Raw genomic sequence first — 21,092 nt, 5'->3', positions numbered from 1 at the left:
CAGTGATACGCTAAACGCCTCGGGGCTGCTTTGTCTCGGTTGATTAGCCCGCGGTAGGCGCGCCTTGAAGTGTGACGACCAGCGTACGTGAACCGCCCTGATCACGGTGTTCGCCTAGATAAATCCCTTGCCACGTACCGAGATTGAGGTGTCCTTGAGTGATAGGGACAGTGACACTTGCCCCCAGTAAAGACGCCTTAATATGTGCCGGCATATCATCATCCCCCTCATAGGTATGACGGTAATAGGGCGCACGCTCGGGCACTGAGTGATTAAAATGGGACTCCATATCTTGACGCACGGTGGGGTCCGCATTTTCATTGAGGGTTAAACTGGCTGAGGTATGTTTGATAAATACCTGCATCATCCCCATCTCAATATCATGCAACACAGGCAGTGCGTCGATGATCTCGTCGGTCACAAGATGAAAGCCTCGAGAGCGCGGGCGTAAGCGAATTTCAGTTTGGTACCACATAAGCAATCCTTGTTGTGATCTCTATCGTAATCAGTTAGCCCAAAGGCGATCCAACTATTCTATGATTAATCGCAACCTACTCACAGCGATTGCATGTGAGAATCGAGCCATGATTATGTAATATTACACCAATAACCGCTGCGTACAGCATGGTGGTGCTGACGTTATACAGGACTCCAGCCTGCTGTGATACCCACAGCAGCACTCACAACGCGATTTGGATGACATGATGCTAAAGACAACGAACCCCACACAAACCGTGGCGTGGCAATCACTGACTGCCCACTTTGAAGAAGCACAGGACTATACACTGGCGGATCTGTTTGCGGATAATCCAGACCGATTTGCCCATTTCTCAACGCAATTTGAAGACAGCATTCTGTTGGATTATTCCAAAAACCTGATCAGCGAAGAAACCCTGACCAAGTTATTGGCATTGGCAGACGAAACGGGCGTCTCAGACGCGATTACGTCGATGTTTAATGGTGAGAAAATCAACCGTACAGAAGACCGAGCCGTGCTTCATACTGCGTTGCGTAACCGTAGCAACCAGCCTGTTATGGTGGATGGCGAAGATGTCATGCCGCACGTCAACGCAGTACTCGCGCAAATGCAATCATTCTCTGAGCGTGTGATCAGCGGTGAGTGGAAAGGCTATACCGGGAAAGCAATTACCGATGTGGTGAACATTGGTATCGGTGGCTCAGATCTTGGCCCTTACATGGTCACTGAAGCGCTGGCAGCCTACAAAAACCACCTCAATTTACACTTTGTTTCTAACGTTGATGGCACCCACATGGCCGAAACGTTAAAAGCCCTGAATCCTGAAACGACGTTGTTCTTGGTGGCTTCAAAAACCTTTACCACCCAAGAAACCATGACCAATGCGCACACGGCGCGTGACTGGTTTATGAAGGCTGCTGGAGATGAAAGCCAGGTGGCGAAGCATTTTGCGGCGCTTTCAACCAATGCCGATGCTGTTGCGAACTTTGGGATTGATACGGCCAACATGTTCGAGTTCTGGGACTGGGTTGGTGGCCGTTATTCACTGTGGTCAGCCATTGGTCTATCGATTTGCTTAGGCGTCGGCTTTGACAATTTTGTCGCCTTACTCGATGGCGCACATCAAATGGATAACCACTTTAAAACCGCACCCATGGCTCAAAACATGCCGGTGTTGTTGGCGTTAATCGGTATCTGGTACAACAACTTCCACGGTGCTGAATCAGAAGCTATCCTACCGTATGATCAGTATATGCATCGCTTTGCCGCTTATTTCCAGCAAGGCAACATGGAATCAAACGGTAAGTATGTCGACCGTCACGGTAATCCGGTCGATTATCAAACGGGCCCAATTATCTGGGGTGAACCTGGTACAAACGGCCAACATGCTTTCTATCAGCTTATCCACCAAGGCACTAAGTTAATCCCGTGTGACTTTATTGCCCCCGTGCATAGTCACAACGCGATTGGCGATCACCACGCTAAACTGATGGCGAACTTTTTTGCTCAGACCGAAGCATTAGCCTTTGGTAAGAGCCGTGAGCAAGTCGAAGCCGAGCTAGTGAAAGCGGGCAAATCGGCCGAAGACGTGGCCGCGATCGCACCCTTTAAAGTGTTTGAAGGTAACCGTCCAACCAACTCTATTTTGGTTGAGAAAATCACGCCTTATACACTCGGGGCTTTGATTGCGATGTATGAGCATAAAATCTTCACTCAGGGTGTAATTTGGAACATTTTCAGCTTTGATCAGTGGGGTGTTGAGCTGGGTAAACAACTGGCAAGCAACATTTTGCCTGAGCTGAGTGATGATCAGCAGGTTGAGAGCCATGATAGCTCGACCAATGGACTGATCAATGCATTCAAGCAGTGGCGCCAAGCGTAAGCTGACCGACTACGATTAATTGAGAAAGCTAAACGCCGCGATGCTTATCGCGGCGTTTTTATCTTAATATAGGTGGGTTGACTAAGCTGCGCATCGTTGTTTAATGATCGAAGCAGATCTCGATAAACGCTGTGCCATGTGGGGACTTAAACGGCATGATAATCACTGGGCCATCACTTTTGTGGTTGATGGTATGGCCTTTGCCTGAGACAACCACTGGGGTCGCCATTTCAAACTCAAAGCCTTTTTCGGATAGGATCCGCTTAGCGCCGCCTGTCACCATATTAGTAATCTCACCGACCATGTCGGTCACTTCTTCATCAATGGATTCTGAACGCTCGCCCAGCATGCGTTGCATGATTTCCAGTACCATATCTTCATCAAATGTGACTGAAAATGATCCTTTGGTTTGTGGGCCAACCATGCCTATCAACCCAGAGACGTCACCTTTTGCGATCTCTGACTTTTTTAAATGAGGCTTCTCTGGCTGGATGTCCAGCTGTGCCATGGTTTGTAGCACATTAATCAGTGAAGTAAGAAATGGGTTGACGAATTGTGCTTCCATAAAGAGTGTCCGTCCTAATCAAATCAGTGTTAGTGAGCCAAGCATTGTGCACAAGTGCCATGGGTTTCAATCACATGATGTTGCACATCAAAGCCCATTTTACGCGCTTTCTCACGCAATGCCTCTGATAGCTCTTCAGTGTGACACTCTTCCACGGTGCCGCATTGATCACAAATCAGCAGTTGAGAGCAGTGCCCCTGATGCCCTAAGTGGCAGCAGGCAATATAGCTATTGGTCGACTCTACCTTGTGCACAAACCCCTGTGCTAATAGAAAGTCTAGCGCACGATACACCGTTGGGGGTTTCGCTTGTGGCTCGGTTTCACGCAATATATCGAGCAGCTCGTACGCGGTAATCGCCCGTGAGTTATTGGCGATAATTTCATAAACGCGGGTTCGTTGCGGCGTTAATCTCACACCACGTTGCTCACATAGCTGCTGTGCGCGGTGCAGTAAACCAGTGATCTGGGTCATAGCGCCTCAAAGTACTAACAGTCAGACAGTTATCTTATCATAGCTGTATACCAACGCACCCTGCGTATCTTTATCCTATGCGCTTTGCCACAAGTGTAAATAGATAGTCTATGACCACTTGATCGCGATCAGCTACCTTTGGGTAATGATAGAAGTAAAAACAATAAATAATCAGTCGATTTTTGAATCGGCTAACTGTTTTGCGCTGTCATGTCAGTATGATGGCAGTGTGCCACAGGCATAAAAAACATACCTTTACATCCATAACAGGAGTATGTACCGATGAAAAAACTGTTAGCCCTCGCCGCTTTGGCGTTCGCGTCTGTCTCTACGCAAGCGGCTGCCAATGAGTGTGAGTTAACTGTCACCACCGGCGATAAAATGGCCTACGACCAGTCATCGTTGTCCGTACCAGCAAGCTGTAGTGAAGTCACGCTCACGCTGGAGCATCAAGGCTCAATGCCTGTGACCTCGATGGGCCACAACTGGGTGCTGTCGGAAACGTCTAACTTGCAAGATATCGCCATGAAAGGCGCGGGTGCGGGTGCCGATAACGATTACCTACCACAAGGTGATGATCGTATCTTGGCACATACCAAGTTGGTTGGCGGCGGCGAAAGCACCACCATCACCTTCTCAACCGATGGGTTGCAAGGCAAAGACTTAACTTATTTCTGCTCTTTCCCCGGCCATTGGACGGTAATGAAAGGCAAATTCACTATCGAATAAGTCTTGTTGCGAGAGAGCGCATCGTTCGGCTCTCTCGCTTGTTTCATTCTCGGCTTAATAACAGAGTAAGTCGAATCACCCCTGCGATCATAACGGTCTCCATACTGTTATCTTACCGATTTCTTTCTCTAAGCCTGCTGGTGAACCGGTTCTGCTTAAATCTTACCGATGCAATGTGTATAATCCGCGTCCGCCTGTCGAAAACGACCGTCGTTCAACGTAATTGCAGAGATTCGAGACCATGACTACCCCCAGCAAAACCGCCGCCAGCCCTGATGTGACGCCAAAAACGGTGATGCAGCGTTTCTCTGTTGCGCCCATGCTCGATTGGACCGATTTTCCCGCCATTAGTGCTCTAGCGTAATTGAGGGGTACTAAAGGAGTACTGATACGTTACTTTAGTCAACTCGTTGGAACTTTTTTGTCGTTATGTTGGTCAAAATTTTTGTTGATTTGAGTCCTGTTCGATTGCTTTTAGTTGTACCTGTTGTATGATTTGCATCCCGTTGACTCATCTGTGTAAACGTGTGAGCTTGATGGTGTTAAGGGAAACTTTGTTATGCAGAAATAAATAAGATGTGGTCAAAATGGGCTATGTTTAACAATATGATGTGATATGGCGAAGCCGAACAAGAACAGCAAATCGACAGTCTCGTGGGCGCAAGCCTTCAGGGACATCATTATAAGAGCTATGGATCGAGGACAGTTGTTGCCTGTGCTTGGTTTTTTACTGGTTCTGGCCTTCATCTGGAAGATGCCGGAAAGTAAAGTTTATGATTTTGGTGTGTTAATTCTGAATGGATTTAAGAACTTATCTTTAGCTGGCTGGGTGAGCACAGTAGTAGTGTGCATTCTCTGGGCAGGTCATGCCAGAATTATGAGACGTAAACATAGCTCTGAGTATCAAAGAATTGGTAGTGAAAAATCTAGACTGCAGAAAGAGCAGGTAAATACCCCGCTAGGGTCTAGTGATAACTACTAATCTATATACTGGTTGGGAGACTACATGATGCAATATATTGGCGTTATGTTCTTCGTTGTATGTATAGTGCACTATGTGTATCAGGCCATTATCCTGCCTAGTTTTCGTCAATCAGCTCGCGATGAGTTGTTTGTTCTAAGGGATAAGCTGAGAGCTAGATTGATAGAAGTTCAGGGAACTTGTGATAAGAAGACGATTCGTGCGTTTAAAGAAGTTGATACTGGTATTAATCGCTCATTGAATCGCCTACATATGCTGACATTTTCTAACTTCGTTCGTACAACGATCCACATCGAGGAATCGTCCAAAGAGTATGAAATTTCGAGGAAAAAATTTCATAGCCTCTTAGATAATGCCAAAGATGAAACACCTCTAGAGACATTTCATGAGGTTGGTAAGGTTTTACACAAGGTATTGGCGATGAACTCTTTTATGTTTGTTGTCTACGTATTGCCTTTTGTACTAGCATTTAAGTTCATTGGTACTCTATACCGGAGAACGAAGAAAGCTACTGACTACATGTTAGATATGACAATGGTAGCCAGGAATATTAAGCCTGCATATGAGCATGTTTCAAATGAACGGTTGACTGCATAAAAAAGGAGCTGAAAAGCTCTTTTTTTGTTTGAAAGAGGGGGTTCAATATTCTGTGTCATCTCTTTTTGGTATAGTTTAACGAAATGACACAGAAGTCTGAACACTACCGGCTACACCCCAAAAAGTGTAGTCTTAGAGCATCGCTACGGCTTAGCCGTACGTGCGGGAACAGATCTCTCGTCTTTATTGGCTGAGTAAACAAAGACGAGAGTGGCTGCTACGATAATCGATCCAACTTATTCTCTTCTATGTAATGCTTTAGACCTTGCTTTAGAGGATAAACGAACAGTTTTCTTTCCCCATGCTGTGATTGTGTAAAACCGGCACCCCTATAGAATGGCCAGTTATGCTCTTCGGCGTGAAGTGCTAACGCGTACACACCTATATCGCTGGAAGATTGTATCGCTTTTTTGATAGCGAGACCTAAAAGCCACTTGCCTACACCTTGTTTTTGTACTGATTTGCAAACAGCTATTCTCCCCAGCAATATGCAGGGAGCTGACTTGTATACCAGATCTTTTCTACACTTGTTAGTGAATACATTTCGCTCCAAACTTGAGCTACTCAGAGTGAAGAAACCAACAACCTCTGAAGGTTGTTGGTCACTCTCGATGATGCAGAGATAGGCAACCAGAGTTCCTTTTTCTGCTTGCCTAACAAGTTCGTTTTGTAGGAAGCCATTTAACCCACCATCACCACAGTCAAACTTGTCAAAGTCATAGCACTTTTGTGGGTCAAACTTCTCTACTCTTATCTGTTGACTTGTACTGTCCACGTTTCCTCCGTAGAAGAGCTTAGGATTTCTTTCATAAGCTCTGTTGGCTGTGAAGGGTTATGCAATGCATGCATAACAGAATCCCACTGTTCATGGGTGATCATTAGCCTTTTATGCTCATTAATAACTGTCTGAGCTGTCTCTTTTGCGCTCTCCGCAATGAATCTGCTCAAAGTAGTATTTGATAGTGTGGCCGCTTCTTCAAGCGCTTGTTTTTCTTCTAATGTGACTCTTAATTCAACGCGCTCTTTTTTAATAGCATTCATAGTTTTCACTCCGCCAAGGCAGGTGGATTATCCTTTGTTTTGATTAAGCTGATGATTTTAAAGTAAATGTAAACGTAAATTTCAGTTTCTTAAATTAAGCATCTCGGTTCTTCGTGTACGGCGTTTTCACGTACAATGTTTACTCTAGAGGTTTTGGCGCGGTTGTCAACCTTTATCCTAGGTCAACTTGTCTCACTGAATCGCCTTTTCATGCAGCTTATGCGGAAACAACTCCGTGTACACCGTCCACAGTACGTTTAAGTTCCGGTGGCCTGTCACCTGCGCCACTTCCTCAATCGAATAGCCTTTCTTAAATAGCCGGCTGGCCCCCTCGCGGCGTAAATCGTGATAACGTAAATCGGTAATGCCTAGCGCATTGCGCACACGCTGAAACCGAGAATATCAATAAACGGTATTCGTACGTTGCTGTTCGGGCGCTCGCCCTGCTCGATATCTTCCTGTCTAAATGAATTGGATAGCTGATCAAAGATACCTTTTCGATTTCCCACGTTTCCAAGCGGTAGCGTGGAAACGATTAATGTGTGATTTTGTTCCAAGAGATAACCGAAATGACGCATCAAGCATATAAAGCGAGTCATAAATCACATATCGTCGTCCCTATTTTTTGGAGAGCAGTTATTCAGTTAAACTGAGTTTTCAATTTAGGGGCATCAATTGTATGGCGATTTGCCGATTTAACGTGGATAAATTCACACACAATATCGAAAGTAATTTAGAGCTAATGGGGCTTCCTGTACCCAAAACAGTGTTTGGTAGTATGGCAACAATGTCAGGTGCGCTAGCGAGTATTGAAGCGGCTTTAATGACTAAAGCTGCTGATGTCTCGATTAGCGTAGTCGCTAGTCGAGCCGCAGGAACCACAGTCGCAGGTGTCACAGCTTCTTTTTATGCTGGGGCGATTATTGGTTCAGCACTGAGAGCGTCAACAAGTGCGACGTCATGTAGTGGTGAAGAGCTTAAAAAAGCTTTTCAAGAGCTTGGCTTACCTTTATGGGCTGCGGATGATGCTTTACGCCAACCAAACAGCCACAACTTGCTAAGGAATCAATAATCATGCGCCGATTAAAGGATCGATCGTTATTAATCCTCGTTGCATTGGCGGCAGCGTTAGGTGCTTATGCCTTTTGGAATACGTTAGGGGAGTTCGCGTTAATAATCTTCCCACTGATCGCGTTATATGCCTATATAGTCGAGCGGCCGAAGTTCAAACAATGACCTTTCGCGTGAATGAGTGCACAGTAAACATCACTGCGCTCGCCCTGGGGATCACGCCCCTTTTTCATGCAACTTATATGGAAACAACTCCGTGTACACCGTCCACAGCACGTTCAAGTTCCGGTGGCCTGCTACCTGCGATACCTCCTCAATCTTTTCAAATAGCCTGCAGATACTGTATTGCTACAGCTCAAACACTTCGCTTATTCAAGAACATATCAATGTTACCACTAATCTTTGCTGACATTTTTTAGCCGATACCGTTGGTTTCTAAATCATGGGTAGGCTTGTTTGCTCACGCCAATGTATGTGGATTCTGCTTAAATGTCTTGGACACTCTGTGTATAATCTGCGTCCGCCTGTTGCGTGTATCTACAGGCGGTGCCTTTTAGTATTTTAGGCATTCGCGGGTGTTCGTCTATGTTTGTTCCTCTGCTCTGAGGCGTACTATTGGCGTCCGCCTGTCGAAAACGACTGTCGTTCAACGTAATTTGCAGAGATTCGAGACCATGACTACCCCCAGCAAAACCGCCGCCAGCCCTGATATGACGCCAAAAACGGTGATGCAGCGTTTCTCTGTTGCACCCATGCTTGATTGGACGGACCGACACTGCCGTTACTTTCATCGTTTATTATCTGGGCAAACCTTGCTGTTTACCGAGATGGTGACCACGGGGGCGATCATTCATGGTAAAGCGGATTACCTTGCTTACAACGAGCAGGAGCATCCGGTGGCGTTGCAGCTGGGGGGATCGGATCCGGCGGATTTGGCAATGTGCGCCAAGCTGGCGGCCGAGCGTGGCTATGATGAAATTAACCTCAACGTCGGTTGCCCGTCGGATCGGGTGCAAAACGGGCGCTTTGGGGCGTGTTTAATGGCGGAGCCTGAGCTGGTGGCGCAGTGTGTGGCTGCCATGCGAGAAGTCACCGATGTGCCTATTACGGTGAAAACCCGCATTGGTATTGATGAGCAAGACAGCTATGAATTTTTAACCGACTTTGTTGAGACAGTCAGCGAAAAAGGTGGCTGTGATATGTTCACGATTCATGCGCGCAAAGCGTGGTTAAACGGTTTGAGCCCAAAAGAGAACCGCGATATCCCGCCACTGGATTACCCACGCGTGTATCAGCTCAAAAAAGACTTTCCGCACCTGACGCTTGCTATCAATGGCGGGGTGAAAAGTCTTGAGGAAGCGGAGCAGCATCTTGAGCATCTTGATGGGGTGATGGTTGGTCGCCAAGCTTATCAGAGTCCGTTTATGTTGGCCGAGGCCGATCAGCGTTTATTTGGTATGACAACGCCTCGCATTACACGTCGTCAAGCGGTTGAAGCCATGTTCCCATATATCGAAAAACAGCTCTCTCAAGGGGCGCAACTGAACCATATCAGTCGCCATATGTTAGGTTTGTTCCAAAATATGCCTGGCGCGCGGCAATGGCGTCGCTATATCAGCGAGAATGCGCACAAGCCGGGAGCAAGTATTGAAGTGCTGACCACGGCGATGAGCCACATTCCTGACGATTGGCTTGATGCGTAATTGAGTGAAAATGACTAAATTTAGGTTTACATTTAACCACCACGTTGACATCGACCGGAAAGCCAATCCTAACGTACTGAAATAATGAGAATATATAGAGTGACAAATTGGCTTAAAACCTGCAGAGTCTGTCTCGCTATCAAGACAAGGAGATCGTAATGATCGAACTACTTTTTCTGATTGGCTTTGCGGTGGTGTTATTCATGACCGGAGTCAGCATCATGGGCATGGTACTGGCGATGCTTGCGGGTTTTGCTGTGATGATGTTGGCCGGGATGATCGGTACGCTGCTCAAGCTACTGCCATGGCTTTTAGTCATTGCTGTGGTGGTTTGGTTAGTCAAACGTCAACGTCGCAGCCGTAAAGGTCAGTCAGAAGTGATCATCAATGAAAAGCGCTGGGCACGATTCCGTCGCCGCTAGAGCGTGAAAACTTGCGCGTGTGCACAGCAAACGGACAGCATAAGTTGTTTTTGGCTTCTTCTCGGCACAAAGCTTGCTATCATTATCAGTTACCGGCGACAAGGCATGGCTTTGCCGCCTCCGCGTGACGACACTTTTTTATCGACAATGTGGAGACTTTCATGAAAACCACTTCAATGACGCTTGCCGCCGCAGCGTTTACCGCGCTACTGGCCATGCCCTCTCAAGCAGCCACCCTTGCCGGGGGAAAAGTCGGCGCCGATGCCTGGTTTATGGATGCTGATGTCAACAATGTAGAAGCCGATGATGCCAGTACAGCGGGTTCTTATTATGCGGCACTCGAGCACCCGCTTCCGTTAATCCCGAATGCCAAGATCCGTCAAACCTCGGTGAGTGTTGATGGCACTCGCTCGGACAACGTTGATTTTGACCAAATCGACTTCGTGGCGTATTACGAGTTTCTCGATAACGATCTTGTATCTGTGGATGCTGGCGTTAATTTACAGCGTTTTCAATCTGGTAAGTTCAAAGGGGAGAGCTTCGACGAATGGCAGCCAAACCTGTATGTCGATGCGCGCGTTGGTTTGGTAGGCACGCCGTTAAATGTGTTTGCCACCGTAAGCAAAGGCGAGTTTGATGGCACCAGCACCTTAGATGCCGAGGCGGGCCTTATTTACCAACTGGGCTTGGTCGCCGCAGATCTGAATGTGCGTGGCGGCTATCGGATGATTGACCACGATTTCGATTATTTTAATAACAAAGCTGAGCTTGATCTGACCGGTTTCTTTGTCGGTGCTGAATTAGACTTTTAATCTTGCTTTTTATCAGCCTTATGCCCTAAACCGCGCCTCTGCGCGGTTTTTTAATGCCTTCCTGTTTATCCTCTCCCCCTACAACACATGGCACCCTCGTCTATCTGATACTAAGCTCAATTCAAGATGTGGATTTTATCGATAGGCAAATGACGATGACAGCCGAACAACTCCGTGCGTTATACCGCCAACAGCTTTTGATTGAAGCGCTTGTTGAGCCGTCGTTAGATAATGAAGGATGGGTGGTTGAATGCCGCCATGCTGCGGGAGGCTTGATGGCATTGACGAATGCCGACGGCGTTGAGCAGTGTTTTCTCGATATCGATCAAGCGACCTTGAATGCATTAGAGATTGGTTTTCAGCAAGTGCGCATTATCGACTAATCCCGCGACCCGCTTAAGCACTCCTTTCTACACATGGGATCTTACAAAAAGTTATAAAACATTCACATCTATTCTTTATTGTTATTAACTGGTGAGGTTACGCTAGCATTTACGCAATGTTAGCAAGGAATGTCGTCACCATGTTACTCAAGGATCTCTCCGGGTTAACCAGCCCGCTTAATGATCAGCAAATCGGCCAGTTGCAACAAGCGGTGGCGGAGTTGTCACCGCAGCAGCTGGCCTGGATCAGTGGTTATTTTTGGGGGTTAAGCCAAACACCTGCCGGTGAAGCGGTGGCACCCAAGACCATGCCACAAACCAGTGCCGCGCCCAACCACACCCTGACTATTCTGTATGCCTCGCAAACGGGTAATGCCAAAGGCGTGGCGGAGGCGTTGCATCAAGAGGCCGAGGCAGCAGGGATCCCAGCCAAGTTGGTTGCGACCGATAACTATAAAGGCAAGCAGCTGGGCAAAGAAACCCACTTGGTGATAGTGGCTTCCACCAATGGTGAAGGCGAGCCGCCTGATAATGCCATTGAGCTGCATGAATTTTTACAATCTAAAAAAGCGCCTAAGCTTGACCATCTTCACTACGCCGTTTTGAGCTTAGGAGACTCGAGTTACGAGTACTTTTGCCAAACAGGTAAAGATTTTGACGCCTTTTTACAAAAACTCGGCGCTAAGCCCATGGTCGCCCGTCTTGATTGCGATGTGGATTATGAAGCCACAGCCAGTGCCTGGCGCGAGCAAACCTTAGCCGAGGTCAAGCAACAATTTCAGGCCAGCGGGGACGCGCAAGTGGTGCCACTCCATCAAGCCACCTCGCACGCTAAATATACTAAGCAGTCTCCTTACACAGCCGAACTACTCACCTGTCAGCGTATTACTGGACGTGGGTCAGATAAAGCGGTTTACCACATTGAATTTGATCTGGATGAGTCCGGCATTCAATACCAACCGGGCGATGCCTTGGGGGTGTGGTATCAAAACGATCCTGTATTAGCCGATGCCATTTTAGCCCAAGTAGGACTGAGTGGTGACGAGTCGGTAGCGGTGGATGGCAGTGCCGTTTCGTTGCGCGAGGCGCTGATCACTGACTATGAAATCACCGCTTCTAACCCGCAGCAGATCACTGCGCTGGCGGCGTTGTCGGAAAGCGACACACTCACCGCCTTGACGGAAGACAAAGCTGCACTGCGTGAGTTTGCCAATCGCACTCAGCTCATTGATGCATTGACGCTGGCCGATGTCACTCTCAATGTCGAGCAATTTCAATCGATATTGCGCCGGCTTACCCCGCGTTTGTACTCAATTGCTTCCAGCCAGGCAGAAGTAGAAGACGAAGTGCACCTCACCGTCGGGCTGGTGGAGTATCAGCATGAGAGTGGAGCGTCACGCCAAGGCGGCGCATCGAGCTTTCTCGCCCACCGCGCGGCGAAAGCGGAGACAGTAAAAGTGTTTGTTGAGCATAACGATAACTTTAAGCTTCCTGATAACGATGCCACCCCGATCATTATGATTGGTCCAGGCACCGGTATTGCGCCATTCCGCGCCTTCTTGCAAGAGCGAGAGCAACGGGAGGCACAAGGTGACAACTGGTTGTTCTTTGGTGATCGCACCTTTACTGATGATTTTCTCTATCAGGTTGAATGGCAGCAATACCTTAAATCTGGCCTACTCACGCGGATGGATGTGGCCTTTAGCCGTGATCAGGCAGAGAAAGTGTATGTCCAGCATCGGTTACGCGAACGCGCTGAAGCGGTATGGCAATGGCTATCAAACGGTGCCTACCTCTATGTGTGTGGCGATGCTAACCAAATGGCGAAAGATGTCCATGAAGCGTTAATCGAGATTGCCCAAACACAGGGTCAGCAAAGCCGTGAGCAAGCCGAAGCCTTTATTAACGAATTGCGCAAAGATAAGCGCTATCAAAGGGATGTGTACTAATGAGTGAGCAGAAATTTGCGGGCGATACACTGGGCCCACTGGCCGATAATGAACGGCTAAAAAAAGACAGTGATTATTTGCGTGGCACCATTGATCACGACTTGCAGGATCCTATTACGGGTGGTTTTACCGATGATAATTTCCAGCTGATCCGTTTTCACGGCATGTATCAGCAAGATGATCGCGATATTCGCGCGGAGCGGCAAAAACAAAAATTGGAGCCACTGCATAACGTGATGTTACGCGCGCGGATGCCGGGCGGGATCATTACCCCTGAGCAATGGTTAGCGATTGACAAGTTTGCCCGCGAAAGCTCGCTCTATGGCAGCATTCGCCTGACAACGCGACAAACTTTTCAGTTTCATGGTGTCTTAAAGCCTAACATCAAGCTCATGCATCAGACCTTGCATGAATATGGTATTGACTCGATTGCTACTGCTGGGGATGTGAACCGTAATGTGTTGTGTACCTCCAACCCAGTGGAGTCCGAGCTCCATCAGCAAGCCTATGATTGGGCAAAACGCATCAGCGAGCACTTGCTGCCTAAAACTCGCGCTTACGCAGAGATTTGGCTCGATGGTGAAAAAGTCGAAGGCAGCCAAGATAAAGAGCCGATTTTGGGTGAGCGTTACTTGCCGCGTAAGTTCAAAACCACGGTGGTGATCCCGCCACAAAACGACGTGGATGTGCACGCCAACGACCTTAACTTTGTCGCCATCGCCGAACAAGGACAGCTGATCGGCTTTAACGTCTTAGTCGGGGGTGGGCTGGCGATGACCCATGGTGACACCAACACCTACCCGCGCCGCGCAGATGATTTTGGTTTTATTCCGCTTGAACATACGTTGAAGATTGCTGAGGCCGTGGTCACCACCCAACGTGATTGGGGAAACCGTTCGAACCGTAAAAATGCGAAAACCAAGTACACCCTTGATCGTGTTGGCGCGGATGTATTCAAAGCGGAAGTGGAAAAGCGTGCTGGTGTAATATTTGCGCCAAGCCGGCCTTATAGCTTTACTGGTCGCGGTGATCGCTTGGGCTGGACCAAAGGGATTGACGGTAAATACCACCTCGCCTTATTTATCGAAAATGGCCGCTTGCGTGATACACCAGAAAAGCCGCTCAAAACCGGCATGGCAGAGATCGCCAAGGTACACCAAGGCGATTTTCGAATGACCGCCAACCAAAACCTGATCATTGCCGGGATCCCTGAAGCGCAAAAAGACGAGATTGAGGCGTTAGCGCGTCGTTATCGGTTAATTGATGATGCGCACAGTGTACAGCGCACGAATTCGATGGCGTGTGTTTCCTTCCCAACCTGTCCACTTGCCATGGCAGAAGCGGAGCGCTTTCTTCCCGATTTTGTCACCGAAGTGGAAGCGATTCAGAAAAAACACCAAGTAGACAACGATCCGATTGTTTTACGGGTGACCGGCTGTCCCAATGGTTGCGGCCGTGCGATGCTGGCAGAAGTGGGTTTGGTCGGCAAAGCGCCAGGGCGCTATAACCTGCATTTAGGCGGAAATTGGGAAGGTACCCGAATCCCCAAAATGTACAAAGAGAACATCACCGATCGTCAGATCCTTGAAGAATTGGATCAGTTGATTGGTCGCTGGGCAACGGAGCGTGAAGTGGGTGAGCACTTTGGTGATTTCTTGATCCGCCGCGAGGTGATTGCCCCCGTGCATGTATCTAAGAGGGATTTTTATGCTTGAAACCGTTCAACCTAATGCGACGTTAGCCTTGGCTGACATTGCCGCGATGAATAAAAGCCAGCAAGCCTTGGCATTGGCGGAGGTCAATGCCACCTTGGAGTCACTTTCGGCGCCTGAGCGTGTGGCCTGGGCACTTGAGCATCTCGAGGGGCAATGTGTTCTGTCGTCCAGCTTTGGTGTACAGGCAGCGCTTATGCTTCATTTAGTGAGTCAGGTTAAATCGGACATTCCGGTGATCTTAACCGACACGGGCTACTTATTTGCCGAGACTTACCGGTTTATCGATACCTTAACTGCACGGCTTAACTTGGATTTGCGCGTCTATCGTGCTGAGCTTTCCCCCGCGTGGCAAGAAGCGCGTTACGGCCAACTCTGGGAGCAAGGCGTGGAGGGGATCAGCCGATATAATCAAATCAATAAAGTTGAGCCGATGAAGCGTGCGCTGCGAGAGCTAAAAGCCGGGACCTGGTTTTCTGGGCTCCGCCGAGGTCAATCTGACTCGCGTGCCAATTTGCCGATACTCAGTGTCCAGCATGGGGTGTTTAAGTTCTTGCCTGTGATTGATTGGTCGAACCAACAGGTCGATGACTACCTGCGCGAGCATGACTTGCCTTATCATCCATTGCGCGAAAAAGGCTATGTGTCGGTGGGGGATGTTCATACCACCCAGCGGTTAGAACCGGGCATGCGTGAAGAGCAAACACGGTTTTTTGGTCTCAAACGCGAGTGCGGCTTGCATGAGGACGACTTAAATGATGGTTCGGGGATATAGCCTCGTCGAGAATAGCCCCGCCGAGAAAGAATGTAACTAACTCTCGGCCCTTAAATAGTGTCACCTTGTGGTGGCATTTTTTTGTTCAATTTCACTGAGTTTGTCTACTCTTTAACTGAGTAACTCATCAGCCGTGGCGTGTTTTGTGCTATAAATAGCGGGTAAAGCTAGGAGGCAGTGAATAAGAGCCTAATACTTTTATTCGCAACGTGTCACGGATGCGCCATTAATGTGACCAACAGTGAATCTTATGAACAAAAAACTATCTTTAGTCGCGCTTGCCGTCGCCGGTGTCGTTGCCATTGGCGCCCCGGCTGTCATTGACTATACATCAGCAGCTCCCTCCACGTCTGATGCTAACCAGCGTTATATGGGGCACGGCAACGGCTGGCTGGAAGTGAACACGGCCACTTTTGCTAACAATATTCAACGTGTTCAACAGCAAGTCAGTGAAGGGACGAAAATCTGTGCCGTCATGAAAGCGGATGCCTATGGCAATGGTATTGCAGGCTTATTGCCCACCGTGATTGCAAGTGGTATCGACTGTGTTGGTATTGCCAGTAATGAAGAAGCTCGGACGTTGCGCGAAGGCGGCTTTACCGGCGAGATCATGCGTGTACGGACCGCGACCTTGCAGGAAATGGAAAGTGCATTAGCATTGAACATGCAAGAGCTCATTGGCTCGGCAGAGCAAGCCGAGCAAATGCGTGAGTTAGCCGACAAGCATGATATTACCATTCCGGTCCATATGGCCTTTAATGCCGGAGGTATGGGGCGTAATGGTATTGAGATGAACGAGGAATCTGGCAAACAAGTTGCGGTGGATATCGCTACCGACCCACGCTTTAACGTCGTCGGTATCATGACTCACTTTCCTAACTATGAAGCGGAGTATGTTCGTAGCAAGTTAGGACAGTTTACTGCGAACAGCGAATGGCTAATAGAGGAAGCTGGGCTTCAACGTGAAGACGTATTGCTGCACGCGGCGAACTCTTTTGTGACCCTGAATGTTCCTGAAGGCCATCTTGATATGGTTCGTCCGGGAGGCGCCTTGTATGGCGATCAGCCCACTAACCGTGAACTGCCACCGATCATGAGCTTTAAAACTAAAGTGGCCTCTGTGCATCACTTGCCTGAAGGCAGCACCGTGGGGTATGACAGTACCTATACGCTAAAGCGTGATTCGGTGTTGGCGAACCTGCCGGTGGGGTATTCGGATGGTGTGCCACGTAAAATGGGCAACAACGCTGATGTCTTGATTCAAGGTCACCGAGCCCCCGTGGTCGGTGTTTCATCCATGAACACCATTATGGTCGATATTACCGAGATTGCGGATCAAGTGATGCCAAACGATGAAGTGGTGCTCTTTGGTCAGCAAGGGGAGGAGACCATTGGCGCTGAAGAGTATGAATCGAGTGCGGATGTGATCTTCCCTGAGATATATAGCTGGTGGGGCGCGGTCAACCCACGTGAATACGTGCAGTAATCAGTACAAAAAAAGCGATGCCGATTGGCATCGCTTTGCTTGTTATTCAAGCGCTGATCCGTTTTACAGGATATCAAGCAACTCTACTTCAAATACTAATGCAGCAAATGGCGGGATTGCTGCGCCAGCACCACGCTCGCCGTAGGCCAGATCTTGTGGTACATACAGTTTCCACTTAGAGCCAACTGGCATCATTTGCAGGGCTTCCACCCAACCTTTAATCACGCCAGTCACTGGGAACTCGACCGGTTCGCCACGCGTAACTGAGCTATCAAAAACGCTGCCATCGATCAGTTGGCCATGATAGTGCACACGTACCTGCTTATCGCTGGTTGGGATGTCACCGTCGCCTTGTACCAGCACTTCGTACTGTAGGCCTGATTCGGTTACCGTCACTTCATCACGTTTGGCATTATCAGCCAAGAAAGTATCGCCTTCTGCGGCTTGTGCTTTTGCAGCTTCTTGACGAACTTCTTCCGCTTTTGTGTGAAGCTCACGCAATGCGTTATTAATGTCATCAATTTCGATCTCTGGCATTTCGCCAGCTAAGGCCGTGCTGATGCCTTTGGCAATCGCATCGACGTTTAGACCTTCAAGGCCACTGCCCGCAAGTTGTTGGCCCATTTGTAGGCCGATGCCATAGCTGGCCTTCTGTTCGACGGTTTCCAGTTGTACGTCAGACATAACGTCTCTCTTTTGTGGGTCAATAAAGTGTGAAAGGATAACAGGTGATGGATTCGTGGGTAAACTTTTGTGCCAAAAAGGCGTCCAATATGAGGACAAAACAACAATATATGCGCGGAGTGGCAATGAAGTTAACAGCAATACGAGCGCTCTGGGATAAACTGCGTGCGAAAGGTGGAGACAAACTCACCACTGTTTTAGAGCAAGCGGCGACGTTAAGTCGTCACAGTGCGATGCTAACGCGAATACAACACGCGTGGCGCCACCTGCCTCGTCTCCACCGGCGACTGTTGATGATCCTGGTTCCCGTCGTTGTGGTATTGGCCTTACTTCCTAGCCCCACGCCGCCTGAGTCGTCATCGGATAAACCTGTGCGCCAGGCGCGACAGCCGGTTGCGATCAATCCAGATGCGAGCCGTTCGTTATCATCGTCAACGGCTCCATCGTCAACAGCGTCACAAAACGCATCGTCAGTGGCTGACTCTGCGATGTCACAGGAGTCCTCAACCGCAGAAGAGAGCGCTTGGACACGTCATCAAATTGAGTCTGGTGATACCTTGGCCAAAGTGTTCCGACGCTACGATCTCGCCTTAACGGACTTGTATTCGATTGCCAATATTGAAGGTGAAGGCAAACCTATCAGTCGCATTCAGCCTGGCCAATGGATTCGTTTTAAACGGACACCCAGTGGCGCGCTAGATATATTGCAGATCGAAACGGAGAAAGGTCAATCCGCACTGTATTTTCGCCTTTCTGATGGCGGTTTTGCCCGTCAACGTTAGTTTCTTGAAACCGTCAATCTAACCGAAGGCATTGATAGGTGGTGCTTTCGGTCTCTTCCCTGTCTTTTATAGTCCTTACTCTGTCTGTTTTTTGCGCAATTTTGTGATTAAAGTCGCTGCAGCACGATTTTTAAGCTACTTTTTATAAATCAGTCAATACGGCTGGATACATTGCATCATTGAGGCGGAAAAGGGACAAATTGCGGTTAAGGGTGTGAATGCCTGCCAAACAAGCCAGTGTTGTATGACATACTTTTTACGAAAATAATGAGTCTTTCATCACACTTTGGTTATTTTTTGTGCTAGTATTCGCGCCGCTGTGTAGGACAGACACGCAAGCCCGCCTCAACATGGATGTCTAGGCATTAACACGCTAATCACTAATTTGTTGAGGACTCGCTTTTCCATGTTGAAAAATCTATCTATTGGCAAAAAGTTTACCGCGGCTTTTTCCCTCATTGGTATTGCTGTCGTGATCTTTGGGTTTTACATCTTCACCCAAGTCAGCGGCATGCGCGATAATATGCTGAACTTTACTGACGATACCCTTCCCGCGGTGCTTGAGATCGAACGACTCAATGAAGAGATGATACGGATTCGTCAGGATCAGTATGCGGTTCTTACCTTTAGTGATCCGGCAGAACGGCGTGAAATCTTGGGCGAGATCGATGTTATGAAGCGCGATTATAGCCGTGCTCTCGACGCCTACCAGGAGACGCTTTGGTACGACGATGAAAAAGCCATTTTCAGTCGTATCCAGAACAATTGGGACAAATATAATCAAGAGCTCAGTGCTTTTCCTGACCGTGTTGAAGACGGGCAACTGACCGCAGCACAACAAATTTTATCTAAGTCATTTGGTACCTTCGGACAGTTAGATAAGTCCTTAACGGAAATGTCTGAGTTGATGCAAGGCTTTATTGGTAAAAACCGCGCCTCGATGCTTAGCCAAGTTTCTACGGTGAGCATGACCATTATTGGCGTACTGCTTGCAGTGATCGCCTTTATGATTGTGGTGGCAGTGGTGTTTACTCGTGCGATCATCAATCCGTTGCGTTTAGTGATGGAGCAGTCTTCTGCGATTGCCGATGGTGATTTGAGCTATCAATTGGATCGCAGCCAGATTGGTAATGATGAAATGGGTAAATTGGCGGACTCGAGCATGGCGATGCAAGACAGTCTGCGCACGCTGATTGAAGAAGTGATTGCCGCGGTAACCCAATTGAGCAGTGCAGTCGAAGAGGTCAGTGCCGTATCGAGCCAAACCTCGACTGGGATGCAAAACCAGCAACATGAGGTGTCGCAAGTGGCGACCGCGATGGCACAAATGAAAGCCACCGTGGCGGATGTGGCGCAGAATACCGAAAGCTCATCCACCGCCGCCAACGAAGCGAGCGAGCAGTCTCGTATGGGGGCGCAAGATATTGATGGGATGGTGGCATCGATTCGCAAAGTAGCAGAGGACATGCGTCAAACGGGCAATACCGTGAGTGAGCTCGATCAGCAGTCGAAACAAATCAACATGGTGGTGGATGTTATTCGTGATATTGCTGAGCAAACCAATTTACTGGCGTTGAACGCGGCGATTGAAGCAGCGCGTGCCGGTGAATCAGGCCGTGGCTTTGCGGTGGTGGCCGATGAAGTGCGTACCTTAGCGGGCCGTACCCAAGACTCAACGGGCGAAATCACCACCATCATCGAAAAACTGCAGCAACACGCCACGCAAGCGCGCAATGCCACCACGCAAAGCTGTGAGAGCATTGAGCAATGCGTAGAGCAGGGCGACCAGGCTCAACAGCTGGTGCGTGGGATTGAAACCTCGGTTGAAAACATCGCTGATATGGGCATGCAAATTGCCAGTGCCTGTGGCGAGCAAGACTCGGTAGCGGATGAGCTAAGCCGTAACATTGAGCGCATCAATGATTCGTCACAAGAAGTCGCTGGCGGTGCCGATCAAACCGCACAAGCCTGTAGCGAGCTCAGCCAGTTGGCGCAATCACTGCAAACGACCATGCAGCGCTTCCGTCTAACCAAATAGGTCTTACCGCCAATAGATGAAAACAAAATCCCGCTGATTCAGCGGGATTTTTTGCTTTAAACGGCGGATGCGTCACTCACCGATAAACGCATATCAATATGGGGGATCCCATCTTCTAAGTAGGCGTCGGAAAACGCCGAAAAGCCATGGATTTGATAAAACCGCTGTAAATGTGTTTGTGCGCCAATCTCAATATCATCATGTGGCCAATGTTGCTGGCAAGCCTGAATCGCGTGGCGAACCAATTGATGCCCCCATTGACCGTTTCGGTGAGCGGGCGCAACGATCACACGGCCAATGCTGGCGCCTGAGTAACTTGCACCTGGTGCCAGCACACGGGCATAAGCCGCCAGCTCGCCATTCAGCCAGCCCATTAAATGCAGCGTCTCTGGCGCGGTGTCGAGCGCATCAAGCTCTGGGTAGGCACAGGCTTGTTCCACTACAAACACATCTACCCGTAATTTCATCAGTGTGAATAAGGTGCGCGTATCAAGCGCGTCAAATGTCACGATTTGCCAATCCATACCA

General features: G+C 48.6%; 23 protein-coding genes and 2 pseudogenes. 16 read left to right on the top strand and 9 right to left on the bottom strand.

Translation table 11 applies throughout. The features are described 5' to 3' along the window. Window positions 1-43 precede the first annotated feature (43 nt). Entirely contained in the window at window positions 44-475 is a 432-nt protein-coding gene (locus BZJ21_RS05000; protein ID WP_077660547.1) for a secondary thiamine-phosphate synthase enzyme YjbQ, read from the bottom strand. 229 nt (window positions 476-704) lie between these two features. On the opposite strand from BZJ21_RS05000, the gene pgi reads away from it, so the two are divergent. Further along, window positions 705-2,360, top strand: coding sequence for a glucose-6-phosphate isomerase (gene pgi, locus BZJ21_RS04995; RefSeq protein WP_021023499.1), 1,656 nt, complete (start codon window positions 705-707; stop codon window positions 2,358-2,360). Between the two features lie 100 nt (window positions 2,361-2,460). On the opposite strand, the gene BZJ21_RS04990 is transcribed toward pgi, so the two are convergent. Continuing rightward, entirely contained in the window at window positions 2,461-2,925 is a 465-nt protein-coding gene (locus tag BZJ21_RS04990; RefSeq protein WP_077669278.1) for a chemotaxis protein CheX, read from the bottom strand. Between the two features lie 29 nt (window positions 2,926-2,954). Next, window positions 2,955-3,398 carry a zinc uptake transcriptional repressor Zur gene (zur, locus tag BZJ21_RS04985; RefSeq protein ID WP_021023501.1) on the bottom strand — a complete coding sequence of 148 codons (444 nt, stop codon included), beginning with the start codon at window positions 3,396-3,398 and terminating at the stop codon, window positions 2,955-2,957. 282 nt (window positions 3,399-3,680) lie between these two features. Between zur and azu the strand changes: the two genes are divergently transcribed. From azu to BZJ21_RS04970, 4 genes are all read left to right on the top strand, one after another. After that, window positions 3,681-4,127, top strand: coding sequence for an azurin (gene azu / locus BZJ21_RS04980; RefSeq protein WP_021023502.1), 447 nt, complete (start codon window positions 3,681-3,683; stop codon window positions 4,125-4,127). A gap of 241 nt (window positions 4,128-4,368) precedes the next feature. Continuing rightward, on the top strand, window positions 4,369-4,491 hold the full coding sequence (locus BZJ21_RS16795) for a hypothetical protein (protein ID WP_269087433.1): 123 nt from the start codon (window positions 4,369-4,371) through the stop codon (window positions 4,489-4,491). Between the two features lie 252 nt (window positions 4,492-4,743). After that, window positions 4,744-5,109: a hypothetical protein gene (locus BZJ21_RS04975; protein WP_021023504.1), complete on the top strand. Its 366-nt coding sequence runs from the start codon at window positions 4,744-4,746 to the stop codon at window positions 5,107-5,109. A 24-nt stretch (window positions 5,110-5,133) separates the two neighbouring features. Next, window positions 5,134-5,706 (top strand): hypothetical protein, encoded by a 573-nt coding sequence (locus tag BZJ21_RS04970; protein ID WP_077669277.1) that lies wholly within the window; start codon window positions 5,134-5,136, stop codon window positions 5,704-5,706. A 217-nt stretch (window positions 5,707-5,923) separates the two neighbouring features. Here BZJ21_RS04970 and BZJ21_RS04965 read toward each other — a convergent pair whose 3' ends face one another. The 3 genes and pseudogenes from BZJ21_RS04965 to BZJ21_RS04955 all read right to left on the bottom strand — a co-directional run. Next, entirely contained in the window at window positions 5,924-6,481 is a 558-nt protein-coding gene (locus tag BZJ21_RS04965) for a GNAT family N-acetyltransferase (protein ID WP_021023506.1), read from the bottom strand. Next, window positions 6,457-6,747, bottom strand: coding sequence for a type II toxin-antitoxin system TacA family antitoxin (locus BZJ21_RS04960; protein ID WP_021023507.1), 291 nt, complete (start codon window positions 6,745-6,747; stop codon window positions 6,457-6,459). Before BZJ21_RS04960 ends, BZJ21_RS04965 begins: the two co-directional genes overlap by 25 nt. A 192-nt stretch (window positions 6,748-6,939) precedes the next feature. Further along, window positions 6,940-7,140, bottom strand: a pseudogene (locus tag BZJ21_RS04955) (tyrosine-type recombinase/integrase); the annotation flags it as partial. 307 nt (window positions 7,141-7,447) lie between these two features. Between BZJ21_RS04955 and BZJ21_RS04950 the strand changes: the two are divergent. Next, complete coding sequence (locus BZJ21_RS04950; protein WP_131825165.1) at window positions 7,448-7,819, top strand: hypothetical protein; 372 nt, start codon at window positions 7,448-7,450, stop codon at window positions 7,817-7,819. Window positions 7,820-8,034: 215 nt separating this feature from the next. Here BZJ21_RS04950 and BZJ21_RS16665 read toward each other — a convergent pair. Beyond that, a pseudogene (locus BZJ21_RS16665) lies at window positions 8,035-8,151 on the bottom strand (site-specific integrase); the annotation flags it as partial. A 341-nt stretch (window positions 8,152-8,492) separates the two neighbouring features. Between BZJ21_RS16665 and dusA the strand changes: the two are divergent. From dusA to alr, 8 genes are all read left to right on the top strand, one after another. Further along, a complete protein-coding gene (dusA, locus tag BZJ21_RS04940; RefSeq protein WP_077669276.1) occupies window positions 8,493-9,521 on the top strand; it encodes a tRNA dihydrouridine(20/20a) synthase DusA in 1,029 nt (342 codons plus the stop codon). A gap of 158 nt (window positions 9,522-9,679) precedes the next feature. Further along, on the top strand, window positions 9,680-9,943 hold the full coding sequence (gene pspG, locus BZJ21_RS04935; RefSeq protein ID WP_077669275.1) for an envelope stress response protein PspG: 264 nt from the start codon (window positions 9,680-9,682) through the stop codon (window positions 9,941-9,943). Window positions 9,944-10,104: 161 nt separating this feature from the next. Next, window positions 10,105-10,755 (top strand): TIGR04219 family outer membrane beta-barrel protein, encoded by a 651-nt coding sequence (locus tag BZJ21_RS04930; RefSeq protein WP_077669274.1) that lies wholly within the window; start codon window positions 10,105-10,107, stop codon window positions 10,753-10,755. Window positions 10,756-10,910: 155 nt separating this feature from the next. Further along, entirely contained in the window at window positions 10,911-11,138 is a 228-nt protein-coding gene (locus BZJ21_RS04925; protein ID WP_021023512.1) for a hypothetical protein, read from the top strand. Between the two features lie 140 nt (window positions 11,139-11,278). Then, a complete protein-coding gene (locus tag BZJ21_RS04920) occupies window positions 11,279-13,087 on the top strand; it encodes an assimilatory sulfite reductase (NADPH) flavoprotein subunit (RefSeq protein ID WP_077669273.1) in 1,809 nt (602 codons plus the stop codon). Continuing rightward, window positions 13,087-14,802, top strand: a complete 1,716-nt coding sequence (gene cysI, locus BZJ21_RS04915) for an assimilatory sulfite reductase (NADPH) hemoprotein subunit (protein WP_077669272.1) — start codon at window positions 13,087-13,089, stop codon at window positions 14,800-14,802. The genes BZJ21_RS04920 and cysI overlap by 1 nt, the downstream gene beginning before the upstream one ends. Beyond that, window positions 14,795-15,574, top strand: a complete 780-nt coding sequence (locus tag BZJ21_RS04910) for a phosphoadenylyl-sulfate reductase (protein ID WP_077645990.1) — start codon at window positions 14,795-14,797, stop codon at window positions 15,572-15,574. The genes cysI and BZJ21_RS04910 overlap by 8 nt, the downstream gene beginning before the upstream one ends. 250 nt (window positions 15,575-15,824) lie before the next feature. After that, the gene (gene alr / locus BZJ21_RS04905; RefSeq protein ID WP_077576879.1) at window positions 15,825-17,060 is read left to right on the top strand and encodes an alanine racemase; all 1,236 of its coding nucleotides are present in this window, start codon (window positions 15,825-15,827) and stop codon (window positions 17,058-17,060) included. Between the two features lie 63 nt (window positions 17,061-17,123). Here the strand turns inward: alr and BZJ21_RS04900 are convergent, their stop codons facing one another. After that, the gene (locus BZJ21_RS04900) at window positions 17,124-17,744 is read right to left on the bottom strand and encodes an FKBP-type peptidyl-prolyl cis-trans isomerase (RefSeq protein ID WP_021023517.1); all 621 of its coding nucleotides are present in this window, start codon (window positions 17,742-17,744) and stop codon (window positions 17,124-17,126) included. A gap of 89 nt (window positions 17,745-17,833) precedes the next feature. Between BZJ21_RS04900 and BZJ21_RS04895 the strand changes: the two genes are divergently transcribed. Both BZJ21_RS04895 and BZJ21_RS04890 read left to right on the top strand, forming a co-directional pair. Further along, window positions 17,834-18,526 (top strand): LysM-like peptidoglycan-binding domain-containing protein, encoded by a 693-nt coding sequence (locus tag BZJ21_RS04895; protein ID WP_158075503.1) that lies wholly within the window; start codon window positions 17,834-17,836, stop codon window positions 18,524-18,526. A 406-nt stretch (window positions 18,527-18,932) separates the two neighbouring features. Further along, window positions 18,933-20,564, top strand: coding sequence for a methyl-accepting chemotaxis protein (locus tag BZJ21_RS04890; RefSeq protein ID WP_077669270.1), 1,632 nt, complete (start codon window positions 18,933-18,935; stop codon window positions 20,562-20,564). A gap of 56 nt (window positions 20,565-20,620) precedes the next feature. Here the strand turns inward: BZJ21_RS04890 and BZJ21_RS04885 are convergent, their stop codons facing one another. Beyond that, a complete protein-coding gene (locus BZJ21_RS04885) occupies window positions 20,621-21,088 on the bottom strand; it encodes a GNAT family N-acetyltransferase (RefSeq protein WP_077669269.1) in 468 nt (155 codons plus the stop codon). Between the last annotated feature and the right edge of the window lie 4 nt (window positions 21,089-21,092).

Source organism: Salinivibrio costicola subsp. alcaliphilus (assembly GCF_001996185.1).
In the GTDB taxonomy this organism is placed as follows: domain Bacteria; phylum Pseudomonadota; class Gammaproteobacteria; order Enterobacterales; family Vibrionaceae; genus Salinivibrio; species Salinivibrio costicola.
Note: the sequence above shows the minus strand (reverse complement) of the source record. Positions and strands in the feature narration are given on the sequence as shown.